At 41.4% G+C, this 15,534-nt stretch carries 17 protein-coding genes; 4 read left to right on the top strand and 13 right to left on the bottom strand.

Annotated features, from left to right (window positions below):
- Positions 1–11: 11 nt before the first annotated feature.
- From AC2YHV_RS15955 to AC2YHV_RS15940, 4 genes are all read right to left on the bottom strand, one after another.
- Complete coding sequence (locus tag AC2YHV_RS15955; protein ID WP_487373580.1) at positions 12–293, bottom strand: DUF4937 domain-containing protein; 282 nt, start codon at positions 291–293, stop codon at positions 12–14.
- Positions 265–819, bottom strand: coding sequence for a GrpB family protein (locus AC2YHV_RS15950; protein WP_487373579.1), 555 nt, complete (start codon positions 817–819; stop codon positions 265–267). The genes AC2YHV_RS15955 and AC2YHV_RS15950 overlap by 29 nt, the downstream gene beginning before the upstream one ends.
- A 143-nt stretch (positions 820–962) precedes the next feature.
- A complete protein-coding gene (locus AC2YHV_RS15945) occupies positions 963–1,988 on the bottom strand; it encodes a 2-keto-3-deoxygluconate permease (protein WP_034310693.1) in 1,026 nt (341 codons plus the stop codon).
- 84 nt (positions 1,989–2,072) lie between these two features.
- The gene (locus AC2YHV_RS15940; RefSeq protein WP_487373578.1) at positions 2,073–3,038 is read right to left on the bottom strand and encodes a sugar kinase; all 966 of its coding nucleotides are present in this window, start codon (positions 3,036–3,038) and stop codon (positions 2,073–2,075) included.
- A 307-nt stretch (positions 3,039–3,345) separates the two neighbouring features.
- On the opposite strand from AC2YHV_RS15940, the gene kduI reads away from it, so the two are divergent.
- From kduI to AC2YHV_RS15925, 3 genes are all read left to right on the top strand, one after another.
- Positions 3,346–4,176 carry a 5-dehydro-4-deoxy-D-glucuronate isomerase gene (gene kduI, locus AC2YHV_RS15935; RefSeq protein WP_034311737.1) on the top strand — a complete coding sequence of 277 codons (831 nt, stop codon included), beginning with the start codon at positions 3,346–3,348 and terminating at the stop codon, positions 4,174–4,176.
- A gap of 45 nt (positions 4,177–4,221) precedes the next feature.
- A complete protein-coding gene (gene kduD, locus AC2YHV_RS15930; protein ID WP_487373577.1) occupies positions 4,222–4,998 on the top strand; it encodes a 2-dehydro-3-deoxy-D-gluconate 5-dehydrogenase KduD in 777 nt (258 codons plus the stop codon).
- A 184-nt stretch (positions 4,999–5,182) separates the two neighbouring features.
- Entirely contained in the window at positions 5,183–6,190 is a 1,008-nt protein-coding gene (locus AC2YHV_RS15925) for a LacI family DNA-binding transcriptional regulator (protein ID WP_063589890.1), read from the top strand.
- A 75-nt stretch (positions 6,191–6,265) separates the two neighbouring features.
- Here AC2YHV_RS15925 and AC2YHV_RS15920 read toward each other — a convergent pair whose 3' ends face one another.
- Genes AC2YHV_RS15920 through AC2YHV_RS15910 form a run of 3 tightly spaced genes read right to left on the bottom strand, consistent with a single transcriptional unit; the run spans position 6,266 to position 7,682 of the window.
- Positions 6,266–6,775: a GrpB family protein gene (locus AC2YHV_RS15920; RefSeq protein WP_487373576.1), complete on the bottom strand. Its 510-nt coding sequence runs from the start codon at positions 6,773–6,775 to the stop codon at positions 6,266–6,268.
- 38 nt (positions 6,776–6,813) lie between these two features.
- Positions 6,814–7,314 carry a hypothetical protein gene (locus AC2YHV_RS15915; protein ID WP_487373575.1) on the bottom strand — a complete coding sequence of 167 codons (501 nt, stop codon included), beginning with the start codon at positions 7,312–7,314 and terminating at the stop codon, positions 6,814–6,816.
- On the bottom strand, positions 7,311–7,682 hold the full coding sequence (locus AC2YHV_RS15910; protein ID WP_283929490.1) for a hypothetical protein: 372 nt from the start codon (positions 7,680–7,682) through the stop codon (positions 7,311–7,313). The genes AC2YHV_RS15915 and AC2YHV_RS15910 overlap by 4 nt, the downstream gene beginning before the upstream one ends.
- Positions 7,683–7,801: 119 nt before the next feature.
- Between AC2YHV_RS15910 and AC2YHV_RS15905 the strand changes: the two genes are divergently transcribed.
- Positions 7,802–8,296, top strand: coding sequence for a VanZ family protein (locus tag AC2YHV_RS15905; protein WP_252296725.1), 495 nt, complete (start codon positions 7,802–7,804; stop codon positions 8,294–8,296).
- 576 nt (positions 8,297–8,872) lie between these two features.
- On the opposite strand, the gene modA is transcribed toward AC2YHV_RS15905, so the two are convergent.
- The 6 genes from modA to bioB all read right to left on the bottom strand — a co-directional run bounded on the left by modA (position 8,873) and on the right by bioB (position 15,333).
- A complete protein-coding gene (gene modA, locus AC2YHV_RS15900; protein WP_487373651.1) occupies positions 8,873–9,646 on the bottom strand; it encodes a molybdate ABC transporter substrate-binding protein in 774 nt (257 codons plus the stop codon).
- Between the two features lie 120 nt (positions 9,647–9,766).
- Positions 9,767–10,933 carry an MGDG synthase family glycosyltransferase gene (locus AC2YHV_RS15895; protein WP_063574885.1) on the bottom strand — a complete coding sequence of 389 codons (1,167 nt, stop codon included), beginning with the start codon at positions 10,931–10,933 and terminating at the stop codon, positions 9,767–9,769.
- A gap of 132 nt (positions 10,934–11,065) precedes the next feature.
- Positions 11,066–11,665 carry a DedA family protein gene (locus AC2YHV_RS15890; RefSeq protein WP_057279139.1) on the bottom strand — a complete coding sequence of 200 codons (600 nt, stop codon included), beginning with the start codon at positions 11,663–11,665 and terminating at the stop codon, positions 11,066–11,068.
- A 17-nt stretch (positions 11,666–11,682) separates the two neighbouring features.
- The gene (locus tag AC2YHV_RS15885; RefSeq protein ID WP_487373650.1) at positions 11,683–12,381 is read right to left on the bottom strand and encodes a polysaccharide deacetylase family protein; all 699 of its coding nucleotides are present in this window, start codon (positions 12,379–12,381) and stop codon (positions 11,683–11,685) included.
- A gap of 1,016 nt (positions 12,382–13,397) precedes the next feature.
- Entirely contained in the window at positions 13,398–13,697 is a 300-nt protein-coding gene (locus AC2YHV_RS15880) for a hypothetical protein (RefSeq protein ID WP_487373574.1), read from the bottom strand.
- A gap of 670 nt (positions 13,698–14,367) precedes the next feature.
- The gene (bioB, locus tag AC2YHV_RS15875) at positions 14,368–15,333 is read right to left on the bottom strand and encodes a biotin synthase BioB (RefSeq protein ID WP_487373649.1); all 966 of its coding nucleotides are present in this window, start codon (positions 15,331–15,333) and stop codon (positions 14,368–14,370) included.
- Between the last annotated feature and the right edge of the window lie 201 nt (positions 15,334–15,534).

The raw sequence follows: 15,534 nt of genomic DNA, 5'->3' as shown, positions 1-15,534 counted from the left end.
GTCCATTGTTCCTATATTGATATGCTCTCGAATATATCGACAGAAATATTTGTATACGTACTTCCTTGATCAATCTCCCTGAATATTTCATCATGCTGATGCTCCATGAAACGTTGATGACAATGGAGATCATTCCAAACGGAGAGGATGCCTGCTTCACATGGTTCATTTCTATTCCACCTTCCGATTTGACCGATGAAGCCATCACAATGGCGCATCTGTCCCCATCTCTCTTGTGCTTTTGAAAATGAACGCTTGTTTTCCTCATTCACTTGGCATTTGATCCACTTCATTAACATGATGACCACCACGCTTCGCCCAATGTTTCGCTTTTTCATCGACCTTTTTGATAAAATCATTTTTCCCGTTTACATATCCTTTAATATCATCTGGAAATTCCGCTGCCAAGCGCTGCTTCAGCCTACTATACTCTTGTGCTTCATCAGGGTGTGATAGCAAATAGTCCCGAAAAGCGAGATGTCGGGCAATTTCTTCATGCCCTTTTTGGAACATGTGAATATGGTGCGTCCTCTCATCCCCGCCTTTACGAAAAAAACGTCGGCCAGCGATTCCGTTCTCCCCCTTGAAATCATACCCCAGCTCTTCCATCTCTTTATTAAAGTCAGCGACACATTCCACATCTTTCACCACTGCCAAAATATCTATTACAGGCTTGGCATGTATGGCCGGGATGGCCGTACTGCCAATATGGTATACATTCATCATTTCAGGCCCGAAAATTTCCTCTAATTTTTGGCATTCATCATGAAATAGCTTGGACCATTCTTTCTTATATGGTACGACCTCTACCTTTCTCATGAAAGCCTCCTTGATAGGAATTCGCGTTTACACATTCCGTTTTACCATTTCCTAATTTTAACACCAATGTGCATGCATCACAAAAAAGCAGCCGGGATAATAACCCCAGTTGCTTTTTGGATAACGCTTACATTTCATTTGTTTTACTTCGCTTTTTGTATGGAAGCCACATTTTGATCTTTCAAAATAGTTGGTTTCATGCCCCTTCGCTGCGGAATGCCTCTTTCCTCCTGTTTCTTTGCAACCCACATTGTCAGCATCGGTGTCAGGATTGCCGTAACCAATACACTTGTTGCGATGATTGCTGTTGCCGATTCTGCTACAGGAGCGAATTGCGGGTTTAACTCGGCGATGATGAAAGGTACAGCAACTGCGGCACCCGCCGTTGAAGAAGCGGCGACCCCAGCAACGCCATCGGAGCCAGTAACGTAACGGTCCAGTAGATATAAGACGCCACCGGACAGGAAGACGACGGCAACGCCCATTAAAATACCCATGAATCCGGATTTTAGAATCATGCCAAAATCCAACCCGAATCCTAGAGCCAATGCGAAGAACGGGATAAGGACCGGTACGGCCTGTCCAAAGAATTCCCGGCACTCTTTATCAATATTCCCTACAATCATCCCGACTGCAAATGGAATCAATGTGGAGACAATTGTTTGCCACGGAAACGTTGCAAGCCCTCCAACACCGAGGATGATCATCGTGAAGAACGGACCGCTTTCAATACTGATGAACGGGAATGCCGCAGCATCTTCCGTTCTGCCCAATTTTGTCATGAGTGCGGTATAAAGACCGCCATTCGTTTCATTAAAAGCCGCTATCAGCACTAAAACCGAAAGACCGGAAAAGAGACCGGTTTGAATCCCATTCTCCGGAAGCAGTAAAGCTGCACCATATCCCAATAATGCCGCAAATACGACTTTACCGATAAGCAAGGTAAATCCTTTTCTTGCAATATAACCAGATTGCTTAACATCTATCGTAGCTCCGACACAAAAGAAAAAGACGGCTAATATCGATGCGGTACCTGTTAGCATGGCACCTGTAAATCCGCCAAAAAAGGTTGCCGTGTCAGGAAAAATAGTATGTATCAAAGCACCTATGAACAACGGGACAACCATCATGCCACCAGGGATTTTTTCTATTGCGGCTTTTATTCTCATCACAATCTCTCCACTTCATTATCAAATTTATGAATATTTGTAATTGGAAGTCTAGTTGTGGAGTTAACTGGCTGCTGTTATCGATCATTCAACGTTTAATAGTTTGTTCTGGCTTTCAATAAAGTCCTGCAATTTTTTCCGGCTGGGCATGCCATCCATATCACCGGGAGCCATGACTTGAAGGGCGCCAATCGCATTGCCCCGAGTAACGGTTTCAATCGTGGACTTCCCTTCAAGCAAACCGCTGATCACACCGACGGCGAAACCATCGCCGGCACCTACCGTATCAATGACTTTTTCAGGTACGAATCCTTTAACATACCCTTCTTCATTGGCATTTTTATAATAAGCTCCCTCTGCTCCAAGCTTGATGACAATCATTTTAACTCCTTTGTTCAAATAAAATTCGGCCACCTCCTCAGGTGTTCGGAGCCCTGTTAAAACTTCCGCTTCGGACATGCCTGGCAGAAATAAATCACAAATGTAAGCAAGCTCATTAATGCAATCCACCATTTTTTGTTTATCCGGCCATAGGTTAGGCCGTAAATTCGGGTCAAATGAAACGGTTCTTCCTTGATTCCTCATAAGTTTCATGGCAGCAACGGTAAATTCATGGCAGCTTTCAGATAATGCGGATGGGATACCTGTTGCATGCAGATGTTTAGCTTGTTGAAAATACTCTTCTGAAAGGTCGTCGATATTGAGAGTGGAAGCAGCTGAATTTTTTCTGAAGTATTCCACTTCCGGGTCTCCGTCATGCACTTTAGATTTAATGAGCATTCCTGTCGGGTGATCACTTGTAAAACGGATACCTGTCGTGTCGACTTTTTCTTTATTCAATTCTCCGATGATGAACTTTCCGAAACTATCGTTGCCAAGTTTCGTCATATAAGCAACATTTAAATCAAGACGCGCCAATCCGCAAGCGACGTTTGATTCGGCTCCCGCAATCGCCCGGGAAAAGGATTTAGCCTCATGTAAAGGCTCTACTTCATTTGCATAGAACATGTTCATCGGTTCCCCAAAGGTGATCACATCTAATTCTTTCATTCCTAATTCCCCCTGAAAAGGTGTATTACGGTTTAGTAAACCAAAACCACAAGAAAGCGCTTTCTTTTCAATAAAGTCAGATTACCATATAAACCAGTTTTTAACAATACTAATCTTTATATTTTTATTTTGTATAAAATCATAGTTTTAATCATTTATTTCTTCTTTTATACGATTAATCTACTAAATTTTTCTATTATCATTGACTATTTGGAAAATATTATATATATTTTTAATATTGGTAGCGCTAACATTTTGAATATTCACGATAAACCGTTTTACTAAATAGGAGGTTATTTATATGCATATGGAAAAACGTTATTCCATTCATCCGTCACAAGCCAAACACTTTGATACAAGTGAAATCCGCAAAAACTTTTTAGTGGAAAAATTATTTCTCGATGACGACGTTTCTTTATGCTATTCCCTTGATGACAGGATCATCATAGGAGGAATCAAACCTGTTTCTAAAGAGGTTAAGCTTGAGGGCCATGATTTCATTAAAGCTGATTATTTTCTCCAACGAAGAGAATTAGGTGTATTTAATATAGGGGGATCAGGAAGGATCTCAGTTGATGGGAAAGTATATCCCCTTCAAAATCGTGATTGTCTATATATAGGATTAGGTTGTAAGGAACTGATTTTCATTAGTGACTCAGACTCCGAACCTGCTAAATTTTATTTAGCCTCTGCTCCGGCACATAAAAATTACCCTATTCAACACGTAGCGTTCAAGGAAGTGCAAGGTGATGAAATGGGGTCACAGGAAACGGCAAATAAGCGGACGATTCGCAGAATGATTCATGAAAAAGGAATCCAAAGCTGCCAACTGTGTATGGGGATGACTGAATTGGCTCCAGGTAATGTCTGGAACTCCATGCCCCCTCATGTTCATGACCGCAGAGTGGAAGTTTATATGTATTTTGACTTGGCAGATGATGCGGTTTTGTTCCACATGATGGGTGAACCCGATGAAACAAGGCATATTGTCATGAAAAATGAACAGGCTGTCATTTCACCTCCATGGTCCATACATAGTGGTTCCGCTACAAGCAACTACACATTCATTTGGGCAATGGCTGGAGAGAATTATACATATGAAGATATGGATACCTTTCCTATTTCAGATATGAAGTAAGACTAAGAGTGGTTTATTAATCCATATGGGGATGGGGGAAACAAGATGAGTTTACTGGATTTTTCAATGGACTTTTTCAGTTTAAAAGGGAAAGTTGCCATCGTAACAGGAGGAAATACCGGATTGGGCCAAGGGTATGCGGTTGCATTAGCAAAGGCGGGTGCAGATCTTTTTATCGTTGCCCATGGTGATAATTTTCAGGAAACAAAGGATTTAATCGAAACGACCGGGCAAAAAGCTGTCTTTTATCAGGCGGAGCTTACGAATAAGGAAAGCCTTAAAGGTGTTGTAAAAGGCTGTCTTGATGCATACGGAAAAATCGATATCCTTGTTAATAATGCAGGAACGATTCGCCGTGCCCCTTTATTGGAATATAAAGACGAGGATTGGAATGCAGTAATGGACATTAACCTTAATTCCTTGTATTTTCTCAGTCAGCTCGTCGCCAAAGAAATGGTTGAACAAGGCAGCGGGAAAATCATAAATATCGCTTCGATGCTCACCTTCCAAGGAGGCAAGTTCGTTCCCGCATATACTGCGAGTAAACATGGCGTTGCCGGGCTGACTAAAGCCTTCGCTAATGAATTGGCGTCTAAAAACATTCAAATAAACGCGATTGCACCAGGTTATATTGAAACGGCCAATACTGCCGCGCTTCGTGCAGATGAGTCAAGGAACAAAGACATTCTCTCAAGGATCCCGGCTGAAAAATGGGGAACACCCTTTGATGTCATGGGAACTGTCGTTTTTCTTGCCAGCAAGGCCTCTGATTATATGAATGGCCATATCCTCGCTGTTGATGGAGGCTGGCTCGTTCGTTAATCCGCTGATCAAGATATGTAAATCAATAGTTTAAGGTTAACACCCTTAGCCAAAGTGCTTAGGGTGTTTCTTACATCCAATGTTTAACAAAATCAGCTAACTGGCGTTGGAATCGTCATGCTCCTTTGTTATGATGAAGGTAACCCTTTCTAGTTCAAGAAATAATATCCTTTAGGAGAACATCATGAAAAAAAAGAAAACTACCATATCAGATGTTGCTGAGAAGGCCGGTGTTTCCAAAAGTACGGTTTCTCAATATATTAACCAGCGTTTTCGTTATATGAGTGCTGAAACAAAGGACAGAATCGAGCAAGTCATCCAAGAACTTGACTTTCGTCCCAATGATAATGCCCGGAATTTAAAAGTGAAAAAAACAAAGGTCATTGGCATACTCGTAGCTAATATTTTACATACTTTATCCACTGAAATCATTCGTACCGTAGAAGAACAGCTTCAGCAGCATGGCATGAAAGTATTCATATGTGACTCTGCCGATGATCCAGAGAAAGAAAAAGAATACCTTGATTTGCTCGTTTCTACGCAAGTGGATGGAATCATCATTTTTCCGGTAGGAAATGATTTTAAAGTCTATAATTACTTGATCGATCATTCCATTCCAATGGTATTCGTCGATCGATTGGTTGATGGGGTAACTTCCGATTCCGTTCTTTTAGATAACCACGCTGCAATCTTTTTAGCTGTTTCCATGCTGGCCGAAAAAGGACACGAAAACATAGCATTTTTAACCTTACCGATTGATATCCCGATCACACCAAGGCTAGAGAGGATCGAAGGATTTAAAAAAGCGATGGCATCTCATAAATTGGAAGTAAGGGAGGATGATATTCATTCTTTACCCCGAAACCAAATTCAAGAAAAATTGGCCCGGATACTCGATGCAGAAAATCCACCGACAGCCATTGTGGCAGGAAATGATTTAGTATTACGTGAAATCCTTAGCTATTTAAAAAAGCAAAAAATCTCGATTCCTGGGGAAGTGGCCATTGTCAGCATTGATGATGTCGCTTATACGGAGTTTTATGAACCATCCATCACGACAATTGGACAGCCCATTCAGCAAATGGGAATTAAAACAGCTGAGTTACTATTGAACCGGATAACCAATTCGGATCAGGCCCCGTACATTACTTATCGGTTTGCCCCCGAACTCATCGTTCGAAGTTCATGCTAATTGTTCATACAAAAACGGCAGTTTACACCACTGCCGTTACCATTTTTCAAGTAATTCAAAACTTTACCCTGGAAGTCAACCGCCTTTTGCTGATTCCATGACATTTAGGATAAATGGCGCTTTCGCTTTTGTGTACCCCACAATATCTGCAGGATGCTTTTTTGCTAAGGACATTTTTAATTGCTGATATTGTTTCCTTACGTCCGGATGGCTTCTTAAATAGTTCCTGAATGAAAGTTGATTCTTCCACTGTTCACTTCCGAATCTATAAATATGCAAATGATGCGTCCCTGCTCTCCATTGGCCTTTTCTAAAGAAACGCCTTTCGGGAAACTCCTTATGCGGGACAAATTCATACCCAATCGATTTCAAAGGTTCAATGAACGCGTCAACTTCAGCTAAATGTTGGACGCCAGCCATGATGTCCAAAATCGGTTTAGCCCCCAACCCCATGACTGATGTACTTCCAATATGCTCGACACAAAGGGAATCGTTCTTTAAAACCTCCATTATCCTCGCTTTTTCCTGATGGAATTCACTGACCCAATCAGGGTTATATTCCTCGATTTTCACTGTTTTTTCCATTTAATCACTCAACTTTACATGAAATCGTATGACCGCCATCATTTTTCATCACGCGACCATTTTACGATGGGATCTTGCGTGCTCGGCTCATAGTAAGTTCCGGCATACACCTTTTCTTTTCCCGTTATTTTATTCGTTCGGATGACTGTATATCTTCCTTTATCATAATTTTTGGTAAGATGATATGTCCGGTATGAAAACCCCTTTTCGGGCCCGGTTAACTTTTCTTTAGTTTTATACGCTTGAGGTTTATTCAAGTGCTCTTTCACTACACTTTTAATATTCAGCGGCGTGCCCTCAAGCTTGACATCAATTCGGAAATTGGCATCCCTGGTCTCTGTTTTCCCTGAAGGAACGGATGCCATTTCGATCGTATCATGGGTTTGTTCCGAGAATGTTTTTGTGACACTGTATGAATAAAGGATATTCATGGAACTTATATTATGCTTCATTTTGCCAGCAAATTCAGGTATGGCAACATTCAATAGAAAGGTGATCGAAATACATGCGATTAATATGATAAGTGAAATTTTCTTCATATTTCCTCTTTCTCAACTATGTATTCTTGTAATTCAACTTGTTCATTTTCCTTAGGAATAATCCCAAATTTGGCGATTAATAGAATGGCAAGAAAACTGAAACTGCAAAAACTTGTATTATCACTTGTAACTAATGAAGCCTGTATAATTCGGGATGCCAATAATGAATTCAAAATATAAGAAAAAAGAAACCCTGAATAGGATAGGCAAACCAGATAGTTTCCAATCAATGCCCTCTTGTAATGTACATACTCCGACTTATTTCCCTTCCTGATACTGACACAATGTCTAAATTGCCTAATGAGACCGTATGTGAAACCAATAATTAATATGACCGCAATGACAAAATCAATTATTGCTTCCTCCACTGTTTTACCCCTCCTTGGTAATTCGAACAAAAAATATAGTAAATTATTACATTAAACTCATCATATACCATTTATGATAAAATGATAAATATTTCCCACTTTAATATTGGAGTTGTATCATGAAAATTTTTGTGAAAATAGTATTATCGTTATTTATGGTTCTATATCTATTAATCCTTACAAAGCTCATTTTATTTAAAACCTTCTCGATAACCGAAATGAATGGTCATATAAGTTTTTCCCATGGCCGCTATTGGGGGTCCCATAACTTCATCCCTTTTAAAACCATTGCCCATTACCTGTTCTTAGCGGATGTTAACCCATCGATCCGGATTGAAAATATAGCGGGGAATATCATCGGTTTTGTACCTTTCGGCTTGATGCTTCCCTTACTGTCAAAAAGGTTTTCCCAACTCAAATCGATCTTGATTGCAACATTCTGTCTTAGTTTCACCTATGAGATTCTTCAGCTTTTATTTGAATTAGGAAGTTTTGATACCGATGATTTGATCCTGAATACTCTTGGCGGGGTTATAGGATACCTGCCTATTAAACTGTTTTACATCGTTTTCAAAAAGAATGGTACCATTCGCAGTCAAGCCAAAGGACAGTAATGTGCTGTCCTTCTTTTGTGCCAAGGTCCATATTACGCAGCGATTGAAAAACGATTACATGCATGTCCTTATTCTTACGTGTAAGGCAAGAAGAGGTTTTAATATAAAGGAAAATATACCTAATATTACTGCGGATGAATAAAAAAAAGACCACCAGATTGGTGGTTAGAGTTTGTAGACAAAAGGATTTCACCTAAAATTTCAAAACAAAGTAAAGATTGGAACGAAAGGTGCGAGACTCCTACGGGAAAAGCGTGTCGAGGGGATACCCCGCAGGTGCAAGCCGAGGAGGCTCCCTGACCGCCTCTGGATAAGCGAGTGCCTGTAGTAGAAATCGACGTTCATTGTACAAGTCCTAGTTAAACTGTTGACAAAAAGATTTCACCTAAAATTTCAAAACAAAGTAAAGATTGGAACGAAAGGTGCGAGACTCCTGCGGGAAAAGCGCGTCTAGGGAGACCCCGCAGGCGCAAGCCGAGGAGGCTCCCTGACCGCCCGCGGAAAGCGAGTACCTGTAGTGAAAATCGACGTCCATTGTACAAGTCCTAGTTAAACTGTAAGCCACCGGATTGGCGGTTATTTCAAATTCTTAAATCCGTATTTTTCAAAGATCTTCATGGAGGTTTCCGTTTGGAGATAGTCATAGAATAGCTTGGCTTCCTTGGCATGATCCAGGTTATTGATCATTCCCACGGGATATATGATCGGATCATGTAAATCTCCCTGGGCTGCTGCAATGACCTCAACTTTTGATGAGTTGAGCGCATCCGTTTTATAAACGAGGCCTGCGTCCACATTTCCCGTTTCCACATATGTAAGCACTTGCCGCACATCCTTGGCATATACCAATCGATCTTCCATCTCTTTGAAAAGGTTCATGTTTTCCAAAGTTTGTTTCGCATATTGCCCTGCCGGTACAGACTCTGGAGTGCCAATCGAAATTTTATCGGCCTTTGTGAGGTCTTCCAGTGATCCGATTTCCTTTTTGGAATCCTTTGGCACCACCAGCACCAGGTCATTGCCGACTAAATCGATTCCATTCTTCTCTTCAATAAGATCTTCCTCTATTAATTTATCAAACTTATCTTCTGCTGCTGAGAAAAACAGGTCAACAGGAGCGCCTTGGGATATCTGTTGCTGAAGAGCTCCAGAGGCCCCAAAGTTATAATGAACTTCCACATTTGCATTCTCTTTTTCAAAAGACTTCTTTATATCATTCAAGGCATCTTGCAAACTTACAGCTGCGGAAACTGTCAATTCCACTTTTCCTCCGGCTTGCGGCTTCATTTCCGTTTCATCACTTGAACACCCTGCCCCCGCCATCACAAGCATCATCATCAAAAAAATCATAGGGTATGTTTTTTTCAAAATCACTCTTCCTTCCGACCTTTCATTAAAGGATGGCTGCTAATTCAGCAGCCTTCCGTATCCATTCTTCCTTTTAGGATCACCAGCGGGAACACCATGCATTTAGCTATAAAGAAGTTTGGGCTGTCGGGCTAGATAGGAAGGCGTACCATTTTGATTAAGATCAAGGATCAATTTCATGACCTCCACTATTCCCTCGGGTTTCTCCAACTCTATTTCCTTATGATAGGACTCTATGGATGTGTTCCATTTTTTCATTTTTTTCTGATCCTTCAATATACTCAGCAATTGTTTTTCAAATGGCGTTTTCTGATTAAGTTTAAATACAAGGCCTTGCTGTTTTAGATACTGCAGATTGATTTCCTCCTGCCCCGGAAGTCTGGAATGAACAAAGATCGGAAGCCTTTTTCGCAATGATTCACTGATCGTGACACCGCCCGGTTTTGTAACGATTGCGTCAACTTCTTCATAAAGCTTATTCATTTCAGACCTTGATGAGATATAGGGCAATGGTTTGATATGAGGTAAGTTCCATGTATTGATTTCTTCATAAAGCTTGTTGTTATTTCCGCAAAGAACTAAATAATCAAAGTCGGTTGAGTTCTTTAACTCATCACCTAAGTTCAAAATCCCTCCCAGACCGCTATTTCCTCCGGATATCAAAATTTTTGGCCGTTCTGTGTTTCTTTGGACACGGGCATTTTTTGTGATTTCCTCGTGCACGGGAATGCCAGTGACCATCATCGTTTGTTTTGGTATTTGGCGCTTACTCATCAGCTTTTCTTTCACTTCTTGACTAGGAAGAAAGTGGGCATCTATCCCTTCGCTTCCCCACACATTATTAATAAAAAAGTCCGTGTACACGTTTATTACCGGTGTGCTGCACTTCCCTTTCATCTTTAACTGACTCAAAAGATATGAAGGGAAACCGTGTGTACACACAATTAAATCAGGATTTTCTTCCGCTATCAATCGTTCCATCTTATTCATGAATAATTGCTGATACCATTTACATACACTTTCCTTTTGCGAGTGAACATAAAACAGGTTCTTGTAGGCAAGATTATAGGTTTCCGGCGCATAACGGATCCATGTCAGATAACTATTTGCAATGAATTTTTCTAGAGAGGTATTGGTATAACTGATTAGATCGATTTTTTTATAAGTAATCCCATTCGAATGCTTTTTTAACATATCCATCAATGCCTCTGCAACTTGATGATGTCCCGACTGCATTCGAAAGAGAGGTAAAAACAAAATCTTCTTCATATGTGTCATCTCCTAAGAAATCATTCTGAAAATACAAAATATATAGTTCATGATATCTTTCTCTTACAATATCGTTGAACAAATTCCTTAAATCGATTTTTTATTTCCGACGTTTTTTAATAAGGAGCCGACTCAACTTTTGGATCTTTGTTTTCTCTTTTTAATGTATTTGATAGTAACATAGAGTACAAAAATAACTAAAAATACAACACCTAAATATGGAACATATTTGGGATTAACATTAAAAGCATCCCCCACATAATAACCGGCCACTATAAAAGGGACGGTCCATAGTATAGTGCCTAATAGGGAAAAGAGGAAGTATTTCCGAAAGGGTATAGAAGAGATTCCTGCAAAATATGGACTTATTTGCCTCATCCCCGGAATATAAAATCCCAATACTAGCGTTTTTCGTGCATTATCCGTGTAGTTTCTCTTTGCTTTCTCCCAGCGTTCAGCCGTAATCCCAATGAATCTTCCATATTTTTTTATAAATGGATACCCCACATATTTTCCGCATGCATAAGCTGCAAGCATTCCGATAAAGGCGCCGAGAATTGCACACAGCATCGCTAAACCCATAGAGAGCTTACCTTGGACAGCCAGCACCCCAATTAGAAATAGAAGTGATTCTTCTGGAGCAGGCACTCCCACGATGCCGAAGAATAAAAAAAGAAAAATGATCAGGTATCCATAAGAATCAATAAAATGTAAAAGCGTATCTATATCCATAATACCCCCGGAATTAGTTATAAGTCTTTTAAAGAAATAAAGTGTGTTCCTTTTTCTTTACTCTCCTGCAGGTAAATTTTTAACATTTCAATCATATAGCCTGGCGCCTCTTTATCCGCTCCCAATGTTTCACCACAGTCATGAAGCAATAGGACGGAACCTTCTGTTGAAGCCCTTCGAAGCTGATCAAGCAGAGTATTTTTGCAATGTTCGACTTTCCAATCCCCAAAGATGCCGGACCACATAATCACTTTATATTTCCTACTGAATAGTGGGGTGAACATATTGAAATGGCCCCATGGCGGTCTATAAAATATCACCTTTTCATTCGTGCATTCCGTTATCGCCTTTTCAGTCATTTCCAACTGTTTTCGCAGATGAATTGGTGATAGGACCCAACTTGAAACATGATGAAAATGATGGATACCTATCGTATGTCCCTCTTCATGCATTCTTTTAATAATCCCAGGATTACTTTTCACTTTACTTCCCACAACAAAAAATGTGGCCTTTATCTCATATTCTTTTAAAAGATCAAGTAATTTTATGGTATATTCAGGGTTTGGGCCATCATCGAAAGTTAGCGCAATCCCATTTTTCGAATTGATTTTTTTGGTTATTCCCAAGCTGCATACACGAATTAGCACCGTTGGGATAATAGTATAAAATATTAATAGCAATAATAAAATAATAAAACTAATCAGCCATATATGCATCACACAAAACTATCCTCTCATTATTGATATTACCAATACTGATCCTTTCCCTATATCATAATCTTTTACTACAATGCAGCAAATGTTATAGTATTCAGGTAATTCATTATAAAACCTCACTAACAATTTAGCATTTTTTTTTAATTATTTTCACTTATCATTATTTTTTTATTTTTGTAAAGGTTGATGGACATTAGTTCTATTACAGCAATGTCTGCAGTTTTTTTTTTTTGAAAACCGTTCCAGTTGATTCCAGAAATCCGCTCCCTTTCCGCCGACTGTCTGCCAAGCCTCCTCGCCGATAAACGGCTGTGGGGTCTCGACTAGCCAGTTATTCGGCAGGAGTCTCGCAAATTTCTTCCATCCTTTTAGGATTACTGTAATAAACTATGAAGATCCCCTATCTTAAGCTTGCTTCGGGATATGTCCGAGCCTACAGTTTTTTCATGAAATTACATTCCAGTTGATTCCAGAAATCCGCTCCCTTTCCGCCGACAGTCTGCCAAGCCTCCTCGCCGCAAGCGCCTGTGGGGTCTTGACTAGCCAGTTATTCGGCAGGAGTCTCGCAAATTTCTTCCATCCTTTTAGGATTACTGTAAAAAACTATGAAGAATCCCCTATCTTAAACTTGCTTCGGGATATGGCCGAGCCTTCAGTTTTTTCTTGAAATTACATTCCAGTTGATTCCAGAAATCCGCTCCCTTTCCGCCGACTGCCTGCCGATCCTCCTTGGCATAAGCGCCTGCGGGGGCTCGGCTACCCAGTTATTCGGCAGGAGTCTCGCAAATTTCTTCCATCCTTTAAGGATTACTGTAAAAAACTATGAAGATCCCCTATCTTAAGCTTGCTTCGGGATATGTCCGAGCCTACAGTTTTTTCTTAAAATTACATTCCAGTTGATTTCAAAAATCCGCTCCCTTTCCGCCGACTGTCTGCCAAGCCTCCTCGCCGCAAGCGCCTGTGGGGTCTCGGCTAGCCAGTTATTCGGCAGGAGTCTCGCAAGTTTCTTCCATCCTTTAATGATTACTGTAAAAACATGAAGGATAAACTAGTTTACTTTTAAAATCCTGGTTCGGGGCAAGGGCAATTCGAAACTCCTTTTGCCGGAAAATTGATGGAACCGCCAGACTGTAGTCGAATTGGAGAAGAAGAGCCAGTTTTCCTACAATATCTCTTAAAAAAGAAGTTCCAGCTGATTGGAACGTAAGGTACGAGACTCCTGCGGGAAAAGCGTGGCCAAGGGAGACCCCGCAGGCGAACGCCGAGGAGGCTCCCCGGATCGCCCGCGGAAAGCGAGTGCCTGGAGTGGAAATCATTACACATACCCCCTTTCGGAAATCCGCTCCCTTTCCGCCGACTGCCTGCCAAGCCTCATCGGCAGGAGTGTCGCAAATTTCTTGCACCCTTTAAGGGGGACTGTAAAAAAACATGAAGGATAAAATAGTCTTGTTTTAAGATTATGGTTCGGGGTGAGAGCAATTCGAAACTCCTTTTGCCGGAAAATTGATGGAACCGCCAGACTGTACCGAATTGGAGAAGAAGAGCCAGTTTTCCTACAATATCTCTTAAAAAAGAAGTTCCAGCTGATTGGAACGTAAGGTATGAGACTCCTGCGGGAAAAGCGTGGCCAAGGGAGACCCCGCAGGCGAACGCCGAGGAGGCTCCCCGGACCGCCCGCGGAAAGCGAGTGCCTGGAGTGGAAATCATTACACATACCCACTTTCGGAAATCCGCTCCTTTCCGCCGACTGCCTGCCGAGCCTCCTTGGCATAAGCGCCTGCGGGGGCTCGGCTACCCAGTTATTTGGCAGGAGTCCCGCAAATTTCTTCCATCCTTTAAGGATTACTGTAAAAAACTCTGAAGGATAAACTAGTTATGTTTAAGATTATGGTTCCGGGTGGGACCAGACCACCCCTTTAGTCGACAAACTGAAAAAAACACCCTAAGGGTGTTTTTTTAGTTTCTCTCAATAATCTTCTTTATCAATTAAAGGGCACATTCTTCAATTTCAAATCCCAGGTCTTCAATGATTCCCCAATCCGCTGTGGGTTCTTGACCAGCTGTCGTTAAATAGTCCCCGACGAAGATGGAATTCGCAGCATAAAGTGCCATGGGCTGCATGGAACGGAGATTGACCTCCCGGCCCCCGGCCAGACGGATTTCTTTACTAGGATTAACGAATCTCATCATCGAAATCAATTTCAGGCATTTAGTGGGGGTCAGCTCGGAAGTTCCCTCTAGCGGCGTTCCGTCAATTGCATTGAGAAAATTACAAGGAATGGAATCTGCATCAAGGCTGCGTAAGGATAGAGCGACTTCCACCGCTTCCGCCTCAGATTCACCCATTCCGAAAATGGCTCCAGAGCATGGGGACATTCCGGCTTCTTTCACAGCTTCCACTGTATCTACCCGGTCTTCATATGTATGTGTCGATGTAATTTTACTGTAGTTATCCTGTGATGTATTCAAGTTGTGGTTATAGCGATGAACGCCTGCTTCCGCTAGTTTACCGGCATGTTCCTCATTCAGGAAACCTAAACAGCAGCAGATTTTAAGATCCGTCGTTTCGCGGATTTCTTTTACCGCATCAATAACATGATCGATTTCCCTGTTGGTCGGACGACGGCCAGAAGCGACAATGCAATAAGTACCCGCCTTCCGGCGAATTGATTCTTGCGCTCCCTCGACAATCTTTTCTTTAGTCAGCCAAGCATATTTATCGATCGGGGCTTCCGAGACGATCGACTGCGAGCAGTAGCCGCAATCCTCAGGACATAATCCAGATTTCGTATTGATGATCATATTCAATTTTACCTTTTTCCCATAATGATGCTTACGTATGAGATAGGCTGCATTCAGAATTTCCAAAACCTCTTCGTCTGGGGCTTGGACGATGGATAATGCCTCTTCCTCCGTCACTTTATGTCCTTTGATAACGTTCTCCGCTAACATCTTCCAATCCCTTACCAATGTTTCCAAACCTATCCCTCTTTTCTTTTATTTTGTGCCGAATCGCCATTCCTTGAAAAAGAACATATCCTGTTCCGGTTCTCCGCACATAAAACGGAAGATATCCAGCAATAGACCCGCTTCCTGCAACCTGCTGCTCCAGCCGCGAGTTTACCTAAACCACTTTCCCCTCCAACCAACCGG

The organism is Peribacillus sp. SRI_006, assembly GCF_057586375.1.
Note: the sequence above shows the minus strand (reverse complement) of the source record. Positions and strands in the feature narration are given on the sequence as shown.